Consider the following 17,720-nt stretch of genomic DNA (forward strand, 5'->3'; position numbering starts at 1 on the left):
CCCGCCGTTGCAGGGATCGACAGGGGTCTTTGTGACCCGCACCACAGCGACAACGGCTTAACCCAACGGCGTGACCGAAATGACGGGGCGGAGATCAGCCGAGGATGGGCGTGGCCCGCTCGGCGATGCGGGCCGCCTCCACCCCGCGGGGGAGCGTCCCGAAGGCGCCCGCCCAGTCGCCCCCGATCCGCGAGGCGACGAACGCGTCGGAGACCCCCGGATCGCTGTGGCGGATGAGGAGAGACGCCTGCAGCGCGACCGCCATCTGACCGGCGATGCGCCGGGCCCGGAACTCGGCGTCGTCGAGATCAGCGAGCTCGACCAGCACGTCGTCCACGATGCCGTCGACGCGCGGGTCGTAACCCCGTACGGCACCCATCTCGGTCAACCACGCCTCGAGCGCCTGGGGCTCACGCTGGAGGGCGCGGAGGACGTCGAGCGCGTTCACGTTGCCGCTGCCCTCCCAGATCGAGTTGAGCGGCGACTCTCGGAAGAGCAGCGGCATGCCGGACTCCTCGACGTAGCCGTTGCCGCCGAGGACCTCGAGCGCCTCCGCAACGTGGAAGGGCGTGCGCTTGCACACCCAGAACTTCGCGAGGGGCAGCGCGATCCGGCGCAGCGCCTTCTCGTGCTCGTCGTCGGACCTCTCCACGCTCGCGGCCAGCCGGAGCCCGAGCAGCGTCGCGGCCTCGGACTCGATCGCGAGGTCGGCGAGGACGTTCTGCATCGCCGGCTGCTGCGACAGCGGCGCGCCGAACGCGGACCGCTGCGCGGCGTGCCACGTGGCTTCCGCCACCGAGCGGCGCATCAGCGCCGACGAGCCCAGGACGCAGTCGAGGCGGGTCGAGGCCACCATCTCGATGATCGTCCGGACACCGCGGCCCTCGTCGCCGAGCCGGACTCCCCAGGTGCCGGCGAACTCCAGCTCCGAGGACGCGTTGGACCGGTTGCCGAGCTTGTCCTTGAGGCGGACGACCTGGAGCGGGTTGCGCGTCCCGTCGGGGAGCACCCGCGGCACCACGAAACAGGTGAGTCCGCCCGGCGCCTGCGCAAGCACCAGAAAGAGGTCGTTCATCGGAGCACTCGTGAACCACTTGTGACCGTGCAGCACGTACTCACCGTCGACGGCCGTCGGCGTGGCCGTCGTGACGTTGGTCCGGACGTCGGAGCCGCCTTGCTTCTCCGTCATCCCCATCCCGGCGAGGATCCCCGTCTTCTCCGCGGGGTTGCGCAGCCCGAAGTCGTACGAGGTGGAGGCGAGCAGTGCCGTCCACTGCTTGGCCTGCGCGTCGTCGGCGCGGAGCGCGGGGACCGCGGCGTACGTCATGGTCAGCGGACAGCCGTGCCCCGGGTCGTTGTGGGTCCACGCGACGTACGCCGCAGCACGCCGCAGGTGCGGCTGGGGCTGGTCGCTCACCCACGGTGTCGCGTGCAGCCCGAACCCGATCCCCTGCCTCATCATCCAGTGCCAGGACGGGTGGAACGCGATCTCGTCCACCCGGTTGCCGTAGCGGTCGACCGGGTGGTGGACGGGCTCGTTCTGGTTGGCGAGCATCCCGTGCTCGCGGGCCTCCGCCGAGCCGGCGAGCCGTCCGACGGGCTCCAGCGACGAGAGGACTTCCGGGGCGTCGTCACCGGCGAACGCGCGCACCGCGGCGACGAGAGCGGCGTCGGAGCTCACCGCGTCGTAGCCGACGAGAGGGGCGGCCTGGTTGGTGGAGGCACGCTGCAACGGGTCCATGGCGACACCTTAAATCGTTCGCGCGCGCTGCAGGCCGTTCGTACGGTCAGGCTCATGGAGACGCAGAACGGCGGCGCGACGGCCTGGAGCGGCCGGGTGGTCCGCGTCGACCGCGGACAGGTCCGGGTTCTTGAGCCTCACGGTGACGCGGTGACCGCGCGGGTGGCCGTCCCCGTCTCCGAGCCGGTGGACGCTCCGTGCGTCGGCGACTGGGTCACGGTCGCCGTGGACGGCGACGACCGTGCCGTGGTCGAGGTCCAGCCCCGACGGACGCTGCTGGAGCGGGCGGAGCCGGGAGGGTCTTCGCGGCGCCAGGCGCTCGCCGCCAACGTCGACACCGTCGGGGTCGTCGTCGCGCTCGACCAGATGCCGTCCTTGGAGAAGGTCGAGCGGTTGCTGGTGGTCGCCTGGTCGAGCGGAGCGTCCGTGCGTGTCGTGCTCACCAAAGCCGACCTCGCGCCGGATGCCGGCGACGTCGCCGAGGACGTCGCGACGCAGCTCGGCGCCGACGTCATGGTCTGCAGCATCAGGACCGGGGAGGGGGTCGCCGAGGTCGCGGCGCTCGTTCCGGTCGGTGCCACGCTCGCCCTCGTGGGCTCGTCCGGCGCGGGGAAGTCGTCGCTGGTGAACGCGCTGGCCGGAGAGGAGCTGATCGAGACGGCGTCGATCCGAGCGGACGGCCGGGGCCGGCACACCACAGTCTGGCGCGAGCTGGTCGCGGTCCCCGGTGGCGGCTGGGTCGTGGACACACCCGGTCTGCGTGGCGTCGGAGTCACCGATCCAGACGGGCTGGCAGGTGCGTTCGCCGACGTGGAGGACCTCGTCGAGTCGTGCCGCTTCGCCGACTGCGGCCACCACGTCGAGCCCGGCTGCGCAGTGCGCGCGGCGCTGGACGACGGGACGCTGAGCCTGCGGCGGTACGAGAGCTGGGAGGCGCTGCAGCGTGAGGCCATGTGGCTCCGACGACGCGCCGACGCCCGCCTCGCCGCCGAGCAGAACCGGCACCTCCGTCGCGCGACCCGGGCCCAGCGCCGCCTGCGTCGCGAGCGAGGGCACTGAACCAGGACCGGGGCGGGTCAGTCCCAGAACGTCTTCGGCGCCGGCAGGTGGCGAGCACCGCGACCGGAGTACTGGAAGTGCTGCCAATCCGCGCTCCCCAGCCACCGGAACCCGTGCCGCGCCAAGATCCGCACCACCGCATGGTTGCGGCTGCGGTAGACGAACGCCGCCGGGCTGCGTCGGGAGTCCCAGTCGCGGTTGGGGACGAGGCCCCACGCCGAGCGGTACGGGTTCTCCCAGGTGTTGAGGTCGATGCTGCGCCCCGTGCTGTGCGGGCTGCGCCGTCCCGGTCGTCCCACGACGCTGCGGCAGTTGAATCCCGAGGAGTTGCCGGCGGCCATCGACTTCATGTCGTCGCCACCGCGCAGCCTGCGCGACCAGCCGAAGCGGTCGACCCGGTAGAGCGACCGGATCGGAGCCTTCGCGGCGTGCAGGTCGCGGAACACGCGCTTGGTCGCCTTCGCGACGCGCGCGTGGACCACGATCTCGCCACGGCGCCGATAACCGTCGTAGGCGTAGTAGTTGGTCCGCAGGATCCGGAGTGAGGACCGGCCCACGGGGCAGCCGCGGTGCCAGGTGCGGCCCTTCATCGAGCGCCACACCGCGTTGGAGATCCGGCTGACGGAGACGTGCGCGCCGGCCTTACGTGCTCGAGGCTGCCGGGGGAGCCTGATGCGCGGCGAGGCTGCGCCCGGCGGACGGACGAAGACCCGACCCGGGGGCACGTTGTCGACGACGCGCGGGGCGGAGGTCCCCGCCAGGACGTACGCCGTCCGGGCGGTGCGCAGCTGGTAGGCGACGTCGACACGAGGCTTGACCCGCACCTTCCCGGACCCTGCGCGCACCGCCACCGAGCCGCGCCGTGTCCACGCCGACTCCCCAGAGCGACGACCCCACAGGGCGGCCGTCCCGGTCACCGCGCGACCGTCACCGGTCGTCCAGCGGGCCGTCAGCGTGGCGGTACGGCCGTCGGTGAGCCTGGCCGGCCCGGACAGGGCGAGTCGAGACGGTGCGGCGGTCCCGGTGAGACCCAGCTCGCGAACCGCGGTCCCCTCAACGGTGACGTGACGTACACGCAGTCGCTGGGCGCCCGGGACGACGGAGACGCCCACCGCGTACGAGCCGTCTGACGCGGGCCGCGTCGCGGCCAGCCTCTCCCAGGCTCCGTCGTTGCGACCGCGCTCGAGCAGGATCTCGCCGTCCAACCGTGAGGTGGTGCCGCGGATCGTGGCGGTCGTCCCCGCGTACGCGCTCGCCGGCGCCGAGACGGTGAGCTGGGGCGGTGCGGCGGAGGCCGGTGCCGCACCGAGCAGCGAGCCGACGAGGGCGCCGACCAGGACGGTGACGAGGAGGGTGAGCGCGCGAGCTGCTTTCACCATCCCACCGTAGGCCCCGGCAGAGCCGTTGGCTCGTCCGGCGCACGCGGTGGACGCGGGGTCTCAGGCGTCCTGGATGCGGGCGAAGGGACGCGCTGCCTCGAGCTCGTAGGCGAGCTCCAGCAGCGTCCGCTCGTCACCGTGGTCGGCGGACAGGTGGGACCCGATGGGAAGCCCCGAGCGGGTCTGCCCGAGAGGCAGCGAGATCGCCGGCCCTCCCGCGACGTTGTTGAGCGGTGTGAAGCCGACGTAGGAATACAGACGCGCGAAGAGCCGGTCGAAGTCCAGCGTCGGCGAGAGGTAGCCGAGCTTGGGCGTCGTGTGCGAGAGCACGGGGGAGAGAAGCACGTCGTAGGTCGCGAAGAGCGCGCGGTAGGAGTGCTGGGCGCGGCGAAGGCGGTAGATCGCTCCGGGGAACCGGCGGACACCCTTGCGGAACGCCGCGGCGAGGCCCTGGGTGAGATTGTCCGTCAGCGCCGGGTCGAAGTCGGGTCCGAGGCCACGCTTGCCGGAGACGGTGAGGTACCAGGCGAGGAACCCCCAGTAGAGCGCGAAGTCGTCGGCGAACTGCTGGGTGATCGGGAGCGGCATCTCCTCGACGTGGTGGCCGAGCGACGCAAGGAGCTCGGCGGTCCCGGTGGTTGCGTCGTGGGTCTCGCGGTCGCTGGCCCGCGTCACCGAGTCGTGGATGACGCCGATGCGCAGTCGGGTCGTGCCCGGGCCCTCGACGAGCCGGACCGCAGGCAGGCGCGGGTTGCGGTAGGTGCGCTCGGCGGCCGCGAAGAACCGAGCCGTGTCGCGCACCGACCGCGTGACGACACCCTGCGTCACCACCTTGACCGGCATCGTCTCGTCGAGGCGGTCAGGAGTGATGCGACCACGGGTCGGCTTGAGGCCCACCAGCCCGCACGCCGCCGCCGGGATGCGGATGGATCCGCCGCCGTCGTTCGCGTGAGCGAGGGGGACCGCCCCGGCGGCCACGAGCGCCGCCGAGCCACCGGACGACGCACCGGACGAGTACGCAGGGTTCCACGGGTTGCGCACCGGCGGCCGGGTCATGAACTCGGTGGTCGCGCTGAACCCGAACTCCGGGAGCCGGGACTTCCCGAGGTAGGTCAGGCCCTGGTCGGACCACATCCGTACGAAGTCGCTGTCGGCGCGGGCGAGTCGCGGCGCGTACGCCTCCGAGCCGTTGCCCGTCGGCCAGCCCGCGACGTCGACGTTGTCCTTGACGAAGGTCGGCACTCCACCGAACGCGCCCGCTGCGGCACGGTCGGCCGCGTCGAGCGCTCGGTCGGCGTCGAGGTGCTCGACGGCATCGAGGGCGGACACCGCCTCGACCCGGGCGAGCGCCGCCTCGGCGACCTCGCGCGGCTTGATCTGACGGGTCGCGACGAGCTCGGCGACGCCGGTCGCGTCCAGGTCACCGAGAACGTCGTCACCGAACGCGTGGACGCGAGGTGAGTGCGGCACGGGGGCTCCTGAGGCATGCGTGTGTCCGAGGTCACTGGGAGCGTATCAGTGGGATCCCGCACCGCCGAGGCCTCTGCAGGGCGCGCTGACGTACGGCGGCCACGGTCTCACGGCGGTACGCTGCCAGGCGCGGAACAGGCGGGCTCCGGCCCTGGCTCAAGGAGGACGGACGTGTCGGCACACGGGGGCAACAGGGCGATCGTCGCCGCGCTCGCGGCCAACCTGGGGATCGCGGTCACGAAGTTCGTCGCCTTCCTCCTCACCGGTGCCTCGTCCATGCTCGCCGAGTCCGTGCACTCGGTCGCCGACTCCGGCAACCAGGGGCTGCTGCTCCTCGGAGGCAAGCGTGCCCGGCGTCGGGCCGACGAGCGCCATCCGTTCGGGTACGGGCGGGAGCGGTACATCTACGCGTTCATCGTGTCCATCGTGCTGTTCTCCGTCGGTGGTCTCTTCGCGTTGTACGAGGCCTGGCACAAGTGGGAGGACCCGCACCCGATCGACTCCTGGCAGTGGGTGCCGATCGTGGTGCTGCTGGCCGCGATCGGGATGGAGGGGTTCTCCTTCCGCACCGCCATCGTCGAGTCCAACGTCGTCCGCGGACCGCAGTCGTGGGTCTCGTTCATCCGCAACGCGAAGTCGCCGGAGCTCCCGGTCGTCCTCCTCGAGGACTTCGGCGCCCTGATCGGCCTGGTCCTGGCCCTCTTCGGTGTCGGCATGACCCTGACGACCGACGACGGGCGCTGGGACGCCCTCGGTACGGCCGGCATCGGGGTGCTCCTCGTCTCCATCGCCGTAGTGCTGGCGATCGAGACCAAGTCCCTGCTCCTCGGTGAGTCGGCGAGCCGCAAGGACGTCGACGCCATCAAGGCGGCTGTCGTCGGGGAGGGCGTGCCGTCGGTCATCCACCTGCGTACCCTCCACCTGGGCCCGGAGGAGCTGCTGGTCGCCGCGAAGATCGAGGTCGACACCACGGAGGACGCCGCCGACATCGCCGCGGCCATCGACGGTGCGGAGGCTCGGATCCGCGCCGCCGTCCCGATCGCCCGGGTCATCTACCTCGAGCCGGACCTCCGCAGGTCGGCGTCCACGGCCACACCCGCCGACCTCGGGCCCGACGCCTAGCCCGGGAGCACGCGCAGGATGCGGTCGGCTCCGTTGCCGTTCGAGGTCGACACGTACAGCGCGCCCCCGGGTGCGACCGTGATCGCCCGCAGCCGGCCGTACCGGCCCTGGAGCGCCACCGACTGGCCACGCAGCCGGCCTCGCTTGTCGAACCGCAGCAGGCGGATCTGCTCGGCCTTCAGCGCCGTCACCGCGAGCACGCGCCCGGCCCGGTTGCCCCAGACCGACCCCCGCAGCCAGGCGGCAGCCGTCGTCGCGAGGGTCGTGCGGCCCGAACGCCACCGTGCGCTGCGCTGCTTGCCCGGGAGCCGGTGGTTCGTCATGGGGACGGACTCGTTGTAGCCCGGCACCGGGTTCCACCCGTAGTTGCCCTTGCGGAACAGTGCGTTGACCTCGTCGTCGCGTGAGGAGCCCTGCTCGACCGACCACATGCGGCCCGCACGCCGTGCGAGGCCCTGCACGTTGCGGTGGCCGTAGGTGTAGACCCGGCGCTTCATCGCGTAGCGGGACTTCGCGTACGGGTTCGTCCGCAGACCGCGACCCGTCCGCGCATCGACGCGGAGGACCTTCCCGCCCCCGGACCGGAGCCGTTGCGGGTTGCGCCCGACCACGGCGTCACCGGTCCCGATGAAGAGCGTCCTGCCCGCGCCGAAGGCCAGTGCGCACCCACCGTGGCGTCCGGTGGTGGCGGGGAGCCCTCGCACGATCGTCGTGACCAGGCGGGCACGGGTGCGGGCGGCGTTGAGGCGCCAGCGGGCCACACGGACGTCCGTCGTCGAGCCCGAGCGGTAGCCGTGGCAGGTGTAGAAGGCCCCGGTACGGGCGAAGTCAGGCGCGAGCTCGAGCGCCATGAGCCCGGTCTCCCCGCTCGCCCAGATGCCCCTCGCTCGCCCCACGACGCGCTTGCCGCCGCCGAGGGTGCCGATCGAGATCGTACGGCGGGCGCGCTCGGTGAACAGGAACTGCCGAGACGAGATGAACGCGATGTCCCACGGATGGTCAAGGCCACGCAGGACGGTGGTGACGCGCATCGGCGCGGCTCTCAGGGCCGCGGCCGGGGCCGGGGCCGTCGTGGGCCGGGCGGAAGCGGTGCTGGGAGCGATCGGTGGGGCAGCCCCGCTCTCGCGCTCCGCACCCGCCCCGGCTTCGGGGACGAGCAGGGCCGCGGCGGCCAGGCCTGCGATGGCGACGGCGGATCTCCTCATACCTCAGTCTCACTCCGACCGACCGATCGCGCGAGAGGTCGACGGGGCCGTCGTACGCGGCCGTCACGCCCGACGGCGGAGGAAGGGCCGCACCAGCGCGACCAGGTCGTCACCCGGAGCGGCGCCGAGCTCGTGGCGGAGTCGTTGCGCGTACGCACGGTAGCGTCGCGCGGCCTCGAAGCGGTTCCCCTCGGTCACCAGCGCCTGGACGAGGACCGTCACCGCCGACTCGCGCAGCGGCTCCGCACAGACGGCGGCAAGTCCTGCTCCGGTCGCCAACGTGTAGGCGCCTGCCGCCGACGCGGTCCTGCACACCGCTTCGAGAGCCTGGATACGGTGCAGGTGGAACTGGTCCTGCTCGTCCAGCACCCAGGACTCGTACCACCCGGGCAGCAGGTCGTGCTTGAGCATCTCCACCTCCTCCGCTCCCACCTCGACGTCGGCCAGGGCCTGGTCGGCCACGCGGCGCGCCTCGCCCAGGTCGACGCTCGCCGCCAGCTCCAGGTCGGGGCCGTCGGCACGGACCCAGCGGCGGGGGAGCTGCCAGAGGGCACGCCGCACGTTCGCGCGCGCCCTTGCCTCCGTCAGCTCTGGCCAGAGGTCGGTGCCGGTGAGGAGCCGATTCACCCGGGGTCCCTTCACCGCGGCGTAGGCGAGCAGCCGCCGTCCGGCTCCCGAGAGGCGTTCGGGGGGACGTGTCCCGAGCCCTCCGAGGACGCCGACGCGGCGCGATCCGTTCGAGCTGGTCACCGTTTGCTCCTGGTCCCTGGCACGTCCTGAGTAGGCGTCCGGGGGCCACGTGCCGCGGAGTCGAGCGAGGGCCGGGCGACGGCGGCGTGGGTTCGACCTCACGAGCATAGGGGCCCCCGGGCTCGCGCTCGCGGGCATTGTCACCTGCGCCCGACGACGAGGACGCGCCGCGCACGAAACAGGGACGCAGCACGGACGCGAACCGACCAGGGCGGGGTACGGGGCCTCGTCGCGGCGGGGACGACAGCGAGACCCCGCCGGCTACGGCGGCCCTGCAGGCTGCTGGTTGTCGCGCATCGACAAGCTCCGGGAGGGTCTCATGACCGTGATCGACCAAGCTGCAGGGGAACGCCTCGAGGGAGAGGTCGAGACCCCCTTCGCCGAGGACGCCACCACGCTGGAGACGCTGCCCTCGACCCTCGGCTTCCTCCCGTGGACCGAGGTGACAACGCCGTTCGCCGAGCTGCTCACCGGCGAGGCCGAGGGAGACGGGGAGACGGCAGAGGTCATCGCCGAAGCCTTCGAGAGCATCCACGACGAGCAGTTCGACGAGGCTCTTGCCGAGCTCATCGCGGAGACCGCGGAAGCGGCCGAGACGGGGCTGGTCGCCGAGCAGCCGCAGCAGCTCGCTCTGCAGCGGCAGCAGATCGCCGATGCCCACCTGGCACCGATCGGCTCCGAGGCCGAGCGGTGCGTCCAACGGTTCGCCGACCACCTGCAGAACCTGGACGTCGAGGCGATGGCACCCGACCAGCTCGACGAGCTCCTCGGCCGCTTCGAGGTCGGGGAGCTGGACGTCACTCCAGCGGGCGAGGAGTTCATCGGAGGCCTGATCAAGAAGGCCAAGAGCGTCGTGAAGACGGTGGTCAGCACTGCGGGCAAGATCGGGAAGGCGGCGCTCTCGGTGCTCGGCCCCATCCTCAACAAGCTGAAGGCGCTCGTGCGCCCGCTGCTCCAGCGCGTCCTCGCGATCGCCATCAACAAGCTTCCGGCAGCGCTGCACGAACCCGCTCGCGCTCTCGCGCGGCGCTTCGGGCTGGCCCAGAAGGAGACCGAGGACCTCGTCGAGACCGAGGGTGACGCCGAGGAGGAGTTCCTCGTCTCGTCGTTCGCCCCGACGCCGGTGACCGCGGGAGATCCCGAGAGTCTTGCCGAGTCCTTCGACGCGGCTCTGGCGGAGTCCGTCCTCGGTGGTGAGTCGCTGGAGCAAGGGGAGAGCTTCGGCCACGACCAGGAACGCGGCGCCGCTCCGGCGGCGTCCGACGAGCTCGAGTCGCTGGCAGCGGCTCGCAGCGCGTTCATCGACCGCGTCGCCTCGGCACAGGAGGGTGAGGACCTCACCCCGGCGATCGACCAGTTCCTCCCCGCGATCCTGCCCGCGCTCAGGCTCGGCGTCCGGCTCGTCGGTCGCCCGAAGGTGGTGGGCTTCCTGTCGGGTTTCCTCGCCAAGCTCATCGGACAGTGGGTCGGGCCGAAGCTCTCCGGCCCCCTGTCGTCGGCGATCGTCGATGTGGGCATGCGTGTGATCGGGCTCGAGCAAGGCCGTCCGGGCGATCTCGAGCAGGAGGCTGCCCCCGCGGCGCTCGCTGCGACGGTCGAGGACACGGTGCGGCGGCTCTCGGAGCAGCCGGCGGCGTTCTTCGAGGACGAGGACCTCCTCCAGGTGGCTCTGTCCGAGGCCTTCGAGGAGGCGGTGGCAGCGAACTTCCCCACCCAGCTCGTACGGCCCGACCTGCAGATCGCGCCGTCGCTCGGCGGGTCGTTCGTCGTCCGGCACGCTCGCACGGCCTACGCCTACAAGAAGTTCTCCCGGGTGCCCGAGATCGAGGTGACCGCTGCGGTCGCCTCGACCGTGACGACATTCGGCGGCGTCACGCTGGCTGCCGCGCTGCGAGCAGCGGGGATCGCCCTGCCGGGACGGTTCCGCGTGCACGTGTACGAGTCAGGTCCGGGGACGACGTTGGTGCGCCTCGCGCGACTCGAGAGGATCGCGGGGTCGGCGTCCGCCCGAGGTGCGCACAGCCAGCTGCATCCGCTGACGATCGCCAACGCGGGGGTGCTGCTGCGCGAGCCGCGGCTCGGTGTCGATGCCCCCGTCCGCTTCCTGGCGTCGCGCCACCGCATCTCCGTGGGCCAGCGCTTCTTCCGTCTCGAGCCTGTGGGCCAGAGCGGCGCTCCCGACGCGACGCCGGGTTCGGCCGCCGAGGCCGTCCGTCCGAGCGACGGCAGGGTCAGGAGCGACGAGTCACGTGGCGACGTCCGCCTGTCGCTGTTCTTCTCCGAGGCCGACGCGCAACGCCTCGCCGCTGCCGTCGCCTCGGGCCGCGGGGGCACGACCCTGCTCCGCGCGCTGCTCCGCTCTGCCTTCGCGACGGCGCGGGGTCCGCGTCGGCGTCGACCCACGGCACCGCGGGGACGGGGCCGAGGGCGTGGGCGAGGGCCGTCGCGTGCGCAGCGGCGGTTGCGTGCGGGCCTGGCCAAGGCGTTGGCCGAGTTCGTCCGGACGCGGGGCAACGAGTTCGTGCGGGCCGCCCAGGACCCGGCTCGCGGAGTCACCGTTCAGGTGCATCTGCGAGGCGTCGCCGGCCCGGCCGACGACGCGGACGCCGGTGAGACGCCCGGGACGGCGCCACAGGCTGCGACCGCCGGCAGCAACGGGACGACGGCGGTGCCCGCGGCGCCCGCCACGGTCACGGTCGTCCCCGGGAGGGTCGAACCGTGAACGAGCACCGCCTGATCGCCGACGAGCTCGAGCGTCAGCTCGGTCACTGGACCGGTGCCGCGCAGTGCTTCGTCGACGCCGAGGAGTTCGCGTCACGGCACGCGTGGGAGTCGCTCGAGCGCTCGATCGGCCTGCCGGTGCGGACCCAGCTGGCGCAGACGGTCGACCAGCTGCTGGAGAACGGCCGGACGACCACGGCGGCGGTCCGGGCCAGTCGCCTGGATCCCGGGCGGCTCGCGGAGGCGCACGCAGCGGTGCAGCAGTTCCGCCGTCGCTACGTCCAGGTGGAGACGACGCTGGACTTCTTCGGACAGGCGGTCAACACCCGCACGAGCACACATCTCCGTACGACGCTGCAGTTCCTCGACTCGGTCGCCTACCAGAGCATCGAGCAGGTCCTGCGGCCGCTCGGCCTCCCTGTTCCCCCAGTGCTCACGTACCTGGGGGAGGGCTTGGGCGCCAGCATCCTCCGGGTGGGGATCCGGCTCTGGGCCCCTGGGGCCGTCAACCCCGTCGCCGCCGTCAAGATCGTGCGGCACAACCTTTATCGTCCCACCTCGCTCTTCCACGAGACGGGGCACCAGGTCGCCCACCTCGCGGGATGGAACGCCGCCCTCGCGGACGCGCTCGGCAAGACCCTCGCCGACGATCCCGCCCTGAAGGCGATGTGGCAGCCGTGGAGCAGCGAGATCGCTGCGGACGTGTACGCGTTCGTCCTGACCGGGTTCGCCTCCGTCGCCGCCCTGCACGACGTGGTCGGCGACGAGCGGACGCTCTTCCGGTGGCCGTTGGGGGATCCGCACCCGATCGGGTGGTTGCGAACCCTGCTGGGCTGCGCGATGTGTCGGCGTGCGTACGGCCCTGGGCCGTGGGACCGGCTCGAGCGGGCGGTCATGACGACCTATCCGGCGAGCCGTGCCGACGCGAGCAGCGTGCCGCTCATCCTGCGTTCGCAGCGTCGCCTGGACGCGATCGCCGCGACCTGCCTCGACACCCCGGTGCCCGGGTTCCGGGACCGGCCGGTCAGTGCGCTGGTCGACCCCCAGCGGGTGTCGCCGTCGGCGCTCGCGGAGCTGGAGCGGAGCGCAGGACCCGCGCTGTGGACCTCGCCGCACTGGCGCGGGACGGAGGGCATCCGGCTGATCGCCCTCGCCGGGCTGCGGGAGGCCGAGAACCCTGAGAGGGCCGGCGAGTGGATCTCGCGGGCGAGGACCTGGATGACCGGACAACGGAGCGTCGCCGCGTGAGCGGCGCCTAGCGGAGGTGGCAGACGTGGCGAAGAAGACGAGCGCGAACCCGACGACCAGGTCGCTGGCGTCGTCGATGGAGACGATCGAGGAGCGCACGGAGGAGCTGCTCGAGGCTGTCGAGGCGATGCAGCACAGCTCGTCGCGGGAGTTCGCCAAGGTGTGGACGACGCTCGGCGGGATCGCCGGGCTCGACGGCCTCGCGGTCGGCCTTGCCGAGATCGCGGAGGTGATGGGACCGCTGCGCAGCATCGTCCCGCCGTCCACCGCCCTCGAGCTCGATCCCGGGGTCGGTGAGGCACTCGCCGTCATCCGGGACTCGCTCGGCGGGGACCGGGACTCCAACTTCCAGCAGCTGGCCACGGACTACGAGCTCCCCGTCTCGTTCATCGGTCAGGCCCGGCCGGTGGTCACCGGCCCGTACTACGAGGAGCAGGTGGCATGATCACGCAGCTCGTCCAGCAGCTCGGCGGCGGTCCCGCCGCGGAGGCCCAGGTCATCACCGCGGACCCGCTCGACCTCGTCTGGCGCATGGAGCAGGTCCTCGACGCGGCCAACCCGTGGGCACCGAACCCGCCCCCGGCCGGCCCCGCGCGCGTCGCGCTCTTCAACCAGGGGGCGTTCGGCGGCGTCGCGATGCCGTCGCAGCCGGCGTGGGACCACCTGATCTATGCCTACGCGATCGAGAACACCCGTGCCGCCCACATCCTGGCGCGTGTCGTGCGTGCGTTCCGTGGTGGCGAAGGGCTCGGCATCCCCTCGGTGTCGACGCAGCGCTGGCTGGACGCGACCGAGACCTTGTTGTTCGGCGCCCACAACCCCGTGGCCGCGTGGCTGTCGACGAGCGCCGTGCGTCCCGACGCCGAAGCCGTACGCCGCAACGCGTACTACCGGATGTTCGGCATGGACCTCGCCCACGGCACCGACGCCAACGCGCCGTACCCGTACGAGAAGGCCGAGGCCTCGAACCGGACGTTCGTCGCGCTGCTCGAGGAGCTGCTGTACGAGCTGTGGCGCGCGATCGAGAACGTGCGGAACCTGGTCGCTGGCAACACCACCGACGACGACCGGATCTATCGGCTCGCCGAGCAGATCGGGTTCATGCTGCGCTCCCGCCGCCAGAACGCGCTGCTGAGCCGCGAGGAGCTCGCGGCGACGACCGCGATGGGATGGGTGGAGCTGACGCTCGGCTCCAACACTCCGGTCGTGGTGGACCTGCGGGCTCAGGCGACGAGCGCGGCCGACCGGCTCCGGGTGATCGGCGAGCGGGTCGGGCTGACACCGCACTCGCGGGCGAACTCGTTCTTCGCGATGGCCCAGGAGCTGTCCCTGGTGCTGCGTGCGCTCGAGGCCGGCTGGGTGACCGACAGCGGCACCGCATGGTTGCTGTATCAGAGCACAGTGCCGCCGGCCCTGCCACCGTTGCCGCCCGGCGCGGTCCCGCTGGGCACCGAGGTGCGTCGCGTGATCACCGAGTGGGCGGCTGCGAGCGGGCGCAACCTCAAGGAACGCCCGACACCGATCCAGGTCGTCGCCGCACCGCGGCCGCTGACCAAGCGATGACGGGGTGAACCATGCTCGAGGACGAGGTGCCGTGGCAGACCGAGACCGATGCGGGCACGCAGGAGTGGTTCGACGAGAGCCCGTTCCGGACCGAGGGTGGAGCAGAGGCCGTGTCGTCGACCCAGACCGAGTGGGGCGAGACGGAGTGGGGCGAGACCGAGTGGGGAGAAGATCCCACCACGGAGGCCGAGACCTGGGGCGCGCACCGGTGCGCGCCGGGTGACGGGCCGCCGGCAGCCCCGGTCGGGCCGCGGCCGCTCATCCACCGCAGCACCTCGGCCTCGAAGGCGCGCAACCCCGCGGTCGGCTACGCGCAGCACCTCCTGAACCGGTTCCTGGAGGCATGGCGCTCCGGCACGCCGGCGTGCAGCGACACCAGCCAGGCGACGCGTCAGTACATAGCGTCGTTGCAGCCGCAGCTCAAGGCGATCGGCCAGGACCCGCTCGTCGTCGACTGCCGGTTCGGGCAGGGCACGGAGCTTGCGACGAAGATGTTCCAGGCGTGTCGCGGCCTGGTCCGTGATGGGATGATCGGACCGAAGACGTGGCCGGAGCTCGAGAAGCTCGCGCCGGGCCCGGCGCCAGTACCCGGCCCCGCACCTGTGCCCACCCCGACACCTGCGCCCACCCCGACACCCATGCCCACGCCGGGCGTACGAGTCCGTGAAGACGTCTGGACTCTCAGCGCGGCCGACCGGTGGCACCCCACCATCCTCTGGTACGCCCGCGCGATCACCGCGCTCCAGGCCAGGGACGGTACGACGTTCGCCGACCCGCGCTGCTGGCGTCACCTCGCCGAGACGCACGGCACCGACATCGACCGGTCGTCCTGGCCGTCCGGTGCGCGCTGGAACGCCTGTGAGCACGAGAGCTGGCACTTCCTGCCGTGGCACCGCGTCTACCTCCACCACTTCGAGCGGATCGTGCGAGACGAGATCACCCGCCTCGGTGGTCCGCAGGGCTGGGCGCTGCCGTTCTGGAACTACAGCGACCAGTCCCGTTCGGACGTCCGCAGGATCCCCCCGGCATTTCGTGACGCCCGGACGCCCGACAACCAGCCCAACCCGCTGCTCGTGTCCCAGCGTGCACCCGGGATCAACGGAGGGGCAGCGATGGCTGCGGACGCCGTCGAGCTCACCAGCGCCATGGAGACCAACCAGTTCACCGGGCCGTTCTCGCCAGGGTTCGGCGGGCGGTCGGCACCCGTGGGCACCCACGCCGGTGGTCCCGGTTCCGGTGCGCTGGAGGACTCACCCCACGGCGGTGTCCACATGGCCGTCGGTGGTTCGGCGCCCCGAGGACTCATGGCACGTTTCGAGACCGCGGGCCGCGATCCGCTCTTCTGGCTCCACCACGCCAACATCGACCGGCTCTGGGAGGCGTGGCTGCGCCGAGGCAACAACCGCAACCCGACCCGGAACGACTGGCGAGACGCCCGATGGGTGTTCGGGTCCGGCACCACCACCACGACGTTGACCACGGCACAGGTGATCGACCCCCGCCGGCCGCCGTTGGGATACCGGTACGCGGACATGCCCGCTGCCGCCGCCCGCGAAGCGCTCGCCGAACGGTTCGACGAGGTGCCGCAGCCCGTTGCCGAGCAGGAGGAACGGCCGCCGGAGATGGTCGGTGCGTCCAGCGGGCCCGTACAGGTGGGTTCACGACCCTCCTCGGCGCGCGTGGACGTGAACGCCCCGAGGGGTCCGGTCGCGCGGCTGATCGAGGAGTCGGGGGGAGTCCCCCCAGGCTCGCGTGTCTTCCTCCGCCTGGAGAACGTCACCGCGACCCGGCTCGGTGCGGGATCGGTCGTCGTTCACGTGAACGTACCCCCGGGGGCATCGCCGCGAGACTTCCCCGACCGCAAGGCGGGTCTGCTCTCGATGTTCGGGGTGATCGAGTCCTCCACGAAGTCCGACACCCACAGCGGCAGCGGGAAGAACGCCACGTTCGAGATCACCCGCATCGTGAAGGCGCTGGCGGCGGCGGGGCAGTGGGACCCCAAGAAGCTTGACGTCTCGTTCACGCCGATCCCCGACGCCACCGGCAACGTCCCGTCGGGTGACGTCACCGTCGGCCGGGTCAGCCTCTTCTACGCATGAGCACGGCCCACGCATGAGCGGCGCGACGTTCGTCGTACGGACGCACTGGTACCACCCCGAGTGGTGCGCCGTGGCGCTCGCGGCCTCGGCCTGGGTGGTCCTCACGTGGCTCGCGCTCGCCGATCCCGTCCGCTTCTTCGGCTCGCCCGAGGTCCACCCTCCGCTGCACGCGTTCGGGCATGCGGCGGTGATGGTGACGGCGATGATGGTGCCGTTCGTCCTTCCGCAGGTCGCGTTCGTCGCCCAGTCCAGCCTCTGGTCGCGGCGCTACCGGGCCGCGGCGGGCTACCTGGTCGGCTATCTCGCCGTCTGGACGGCGGTCGCGACCGCGTCTGTCGTCCTCGGCGGCCTGCTCGTCACGTTCGTGGGATGGCGCCCCGCGATCGTGGTGGGCTTCGCGGTCGCCGCCGCGGCGTACGCAGCCCCGTCGCGGCGACGCCTCCTCCGCCAGTGCGCGATGACGATGCCGTTGGCGGTGAGCGGATGGAGGGCGGACCGCGACTGTGTCCGCTACGGCGTCGCGACGGCGCGGCGGTGCGTCGCGACCTGCTGCGTCCTCATGACGGCGGTGATGATCGGCCACGGGCTTGTCGTCATGGCCGCGGCGACCGTGCTGGGGGTGCTCGAGCGGAGGCGCGGGAGAAACGTCGCTCGAGGCGACGGGACGCTCGTCGTCGTCGCCCTGGGCCTTCTGACCCTCGCTCTCTCGTACGGCGTTGGTGGCGGCGACCCGTCGTCGCCGACGGTCCCCCTCGAGCCGCACGCGCACTGACTGACGCCGACGCGGAGCTAGCGGAGGCTCTCCGGTGAGAGCTCGGCAGCGAGGACCGACGCCTGGTAGGCGGTCAGCACGACCTCGGGCGAGTCCGGGTGCTCGGGGAAGACGAGGACGAACACCGGCTCGCCGGTCTTCGGGTCGACCCCGCGAAGGCTGAGGAAGACGTCGTCGCCGAACGAGCGGCACGGTGCTCCGACCTCGTGGGGCATCGCGCAGAACCGGACACAGGTCGGATACGGCCACTCGGGACCCGGCGCACTCGGCGGACGGTGCGCGGCCCGCTTGCCGTAGATGACCCCGCTGGCGGCCGTTGTTGCGGGGTCGTCGCTCATACGGACAAGGATGGCGTGCGGCGGCGGCACCGGTCCAGCGAAGTTCAACCGTGAGACGGGGGTCATGCTCTGAGGGATCGGATGCAGAGGTCTGAGGGGTGCTCCCCGATGCTCACCGGCGTTCGCGCGTTCGACGGTGGAATCCACATCGCAGGAGGATCCCGTGAACACAGCTCGCCACCCACACCGCAGCATCTTTGCTGTTGCCGCGACCCTCGCCCTGGTGCTCGCCGGTACGCAACCCACGCACGCG

14 protein-coding genes are annotated in these 17,720 nt (G+C 72.0%); 8 read left to right on the top strand and 6 right to left on the bottom strand.

What is annotated here, in order from left to right:
* Positions 1-94 precede the first annotated feature (94 nt).
* Positions 95-1,741, bottom strand: a complete 1,647-nt coding sequence (locus KV100_RS18245) for an acyl-CoA dehydrogenase family protein (protein WP_220344519.1) — start codon at positions 1,739-1,741, stop codon at positions 95-97.
* Between the two features lie 54 nt (positions 1,742-1,795).
* On the opposite strand from KV100_RS18245, the gene rsgA reads away from it, so the two are divergent.
* Positions 1,796-2,800: a ribosome small subunit-dependent GTPase A gene (gene rsgA / locus KV100_RS18250; RefSeq protein ID WP_220344521.1), complete on the top strand. Its 1,005-nt coding sequence runs from the start codon at positions 1,796-1,798 to the stop codon at positions 2,798-2,800.
* A gap of 17 nt (positions 2,801-2,817) precedes the next feature.
* Here rsgA and KV100_RS20280 read toward each other — a convergent pair whose 3' ends face one another.
* On the bottom strand, positions 2,818-4,176 hold the full coding sequence (locus KV100_RS20280) for a M15 family metallopeptidase (protein ID WP_220344523.1): 1,359 nt from the start codon (positions 4,174-4,176) through the stop codon (positions 2,818-2,820).
* A gap of 63 nt (positions 4,177-4,239) precedes the next feature.
* Positions 4,240-5,649, bottom strand: a complete 1,410-nt coding sequence (locus KV100_RS18260) for an amidase (RefSeq protein ID WP_220344524.1) — start codon at positions 5,647-5,649, stop codon at positions 4,240-4,242.
* A 120-nt stretch (positions 5,650-5,769) separates the two neighbouring features.
* Between KV100_RS18260 and KV100_RS18265 the strand changes: the two genes are divergently transcribed.
* Positions 5,770-6,771 carry a cation diffusion facilitator family transporter gene (locus KV100_RS18265; protein ID WP_374226673.1) on the top strand — a complete coding sequence of 334 codons (1,002 nt, stop codon included), beginning with the start codon at positions 5,770-5,772 and terminating at the stop codon, positions 6,769-6,771.
* Here the strand turns inward: KV100_RS18265 and KV100_RS18270 are convergent.
* Positions 6,768-7,976 (bottom strand): sorbosone dehydrogenase family protein, encoded by a 1,209-nt coding sequence (locus KV100_RS18270; protein WP_220344529.1) that lies wholly within the window; start codon positions 7,974-7,976, stop codon positions 6,768-6,770. The two genes, KV100_RS18265 and KV100_RS18270, sit on opposite strands and share 4 nt — an antisense overlap.
* A 63-nt stretch (positions 7,977-8,039) precedes the next feature.
* Complete coding sequence (locus tag KV100_RS20285; RefSeq protein ID WP_220344530.1) at positions 8,040-8,726, bottom strand: bacterial transcriptional activator domain-containing protein; 687 nt, start codon at positions 8,724-8,726, stop codon at positions 8,040-8,042.
* 319 nt (positions 8,727-9,045) lie between these two features.
* Between KV100_RS20285 and KV100_RS18280 the strand changes: the two genes are divergently transcribed.
* Genes KV100_RS18280 through KV100_RS18305 form a run of 6 tightly spaced genes read left to right on the top strand, consistent with a single transcriptional unit; the run spans position 9,046 to position 17,129 of the window.
* Entirely contained in the window at positions 9,046-11,448 is a 2,403-nt protein-coding gene (locus KV100_RS18280) for a hypothetical protein (RefSeq protein ID WP_220344532.1), read from the top strand.
* The gene (locus KV100_RS18285; protein WP_220344533.1) at positions 11,445-12,695 is read left to right on the top strand and encodes a hypothetical protein; all 1,251 of its coding nucleotides are present in this window, start codon (positions 11,445-11,447) and stop codon (positions 12,693-12,695) included. The genes KV100_RS18280 and KV100_RS18285 overlap by 4 nt, the downstream gene beginning before the upstream one ends.
* A 25-nt stretch (positions 12,696-12,720) precedes the next feature.
* A complete protein-coding gene (locus KV100_RS18290; protein ID WP_220344535.1) occupies positions 12,721-13,140 on the top strand; it encodes a hypothetical protein in 420 nt (139 codons plus the stop codon).
* Positions 13,137-14,258 (top strand): hypothetical protein, encoded by a 1,122-nt coding sequence (locus KV100_RS18295; RefSeq protein ID WP_220344538.1) that lies wholly within the window; start codon positions 13,137-13,139, stop codon positions 14,256-14,258. Before KV100_RS18290 ends, KV100_RS18295 begins: the two co-directional genes overlap by 4 nt.
* Positions 14,259-14,269: 11 nt before the next feature.
* Positions 14,270-16,357: a tyrosinase family protein gene (locus tag KV100_RS18300; RefSeq protein ID WP_220344540.1), complete on the top strand. Its 2,088-nt coding sequence runs from the start codon at positions 14,270-14,272 to the stop codon at positions 16,355-16,357.
* A gap of 13 nt (positions 16,358-16,370) precedes the next feature.
* Positions 16,371-17,129 (top strand): DUF2182 domain-containing protein, encoded by a 759-nt coding sequence (locus KV100_RS18305; protein WP_220344542.1) that lies wholly within the window; start codon positions 16,371-16,373, stop codon positions 17,127-17,129.
* A 17-nt stretch (positions 17,130-17,146) separates the two neighbouring features.
* Here KV100_RS18305 and KV100_RS18310 read toward each other — a convergent pair whose 3' ends face one another.
* Positions 17,147-17,467: a hypothetical protein gene (locus KV100_RS18310; RefSeq protein WP_220344543.1), complete on the bottom strand. Its 321-nt coding sequence runs from the start codon at positions 17,465-17,467 to the stop codon at positions 17,147-17,149.
* Positions 17,468-17,720 lie beyond the last annotated feature (253 nt).

Origin of the sequence: Mumia sp. zg.B21 (genome assembly GCF_019550855.1) — a bacterium.
Taxonomy (GTDB): Bacteria; Actinomycetota; Actinomycetes; order Propionibacteriales; family Nocardioidaceae; genus Mumia.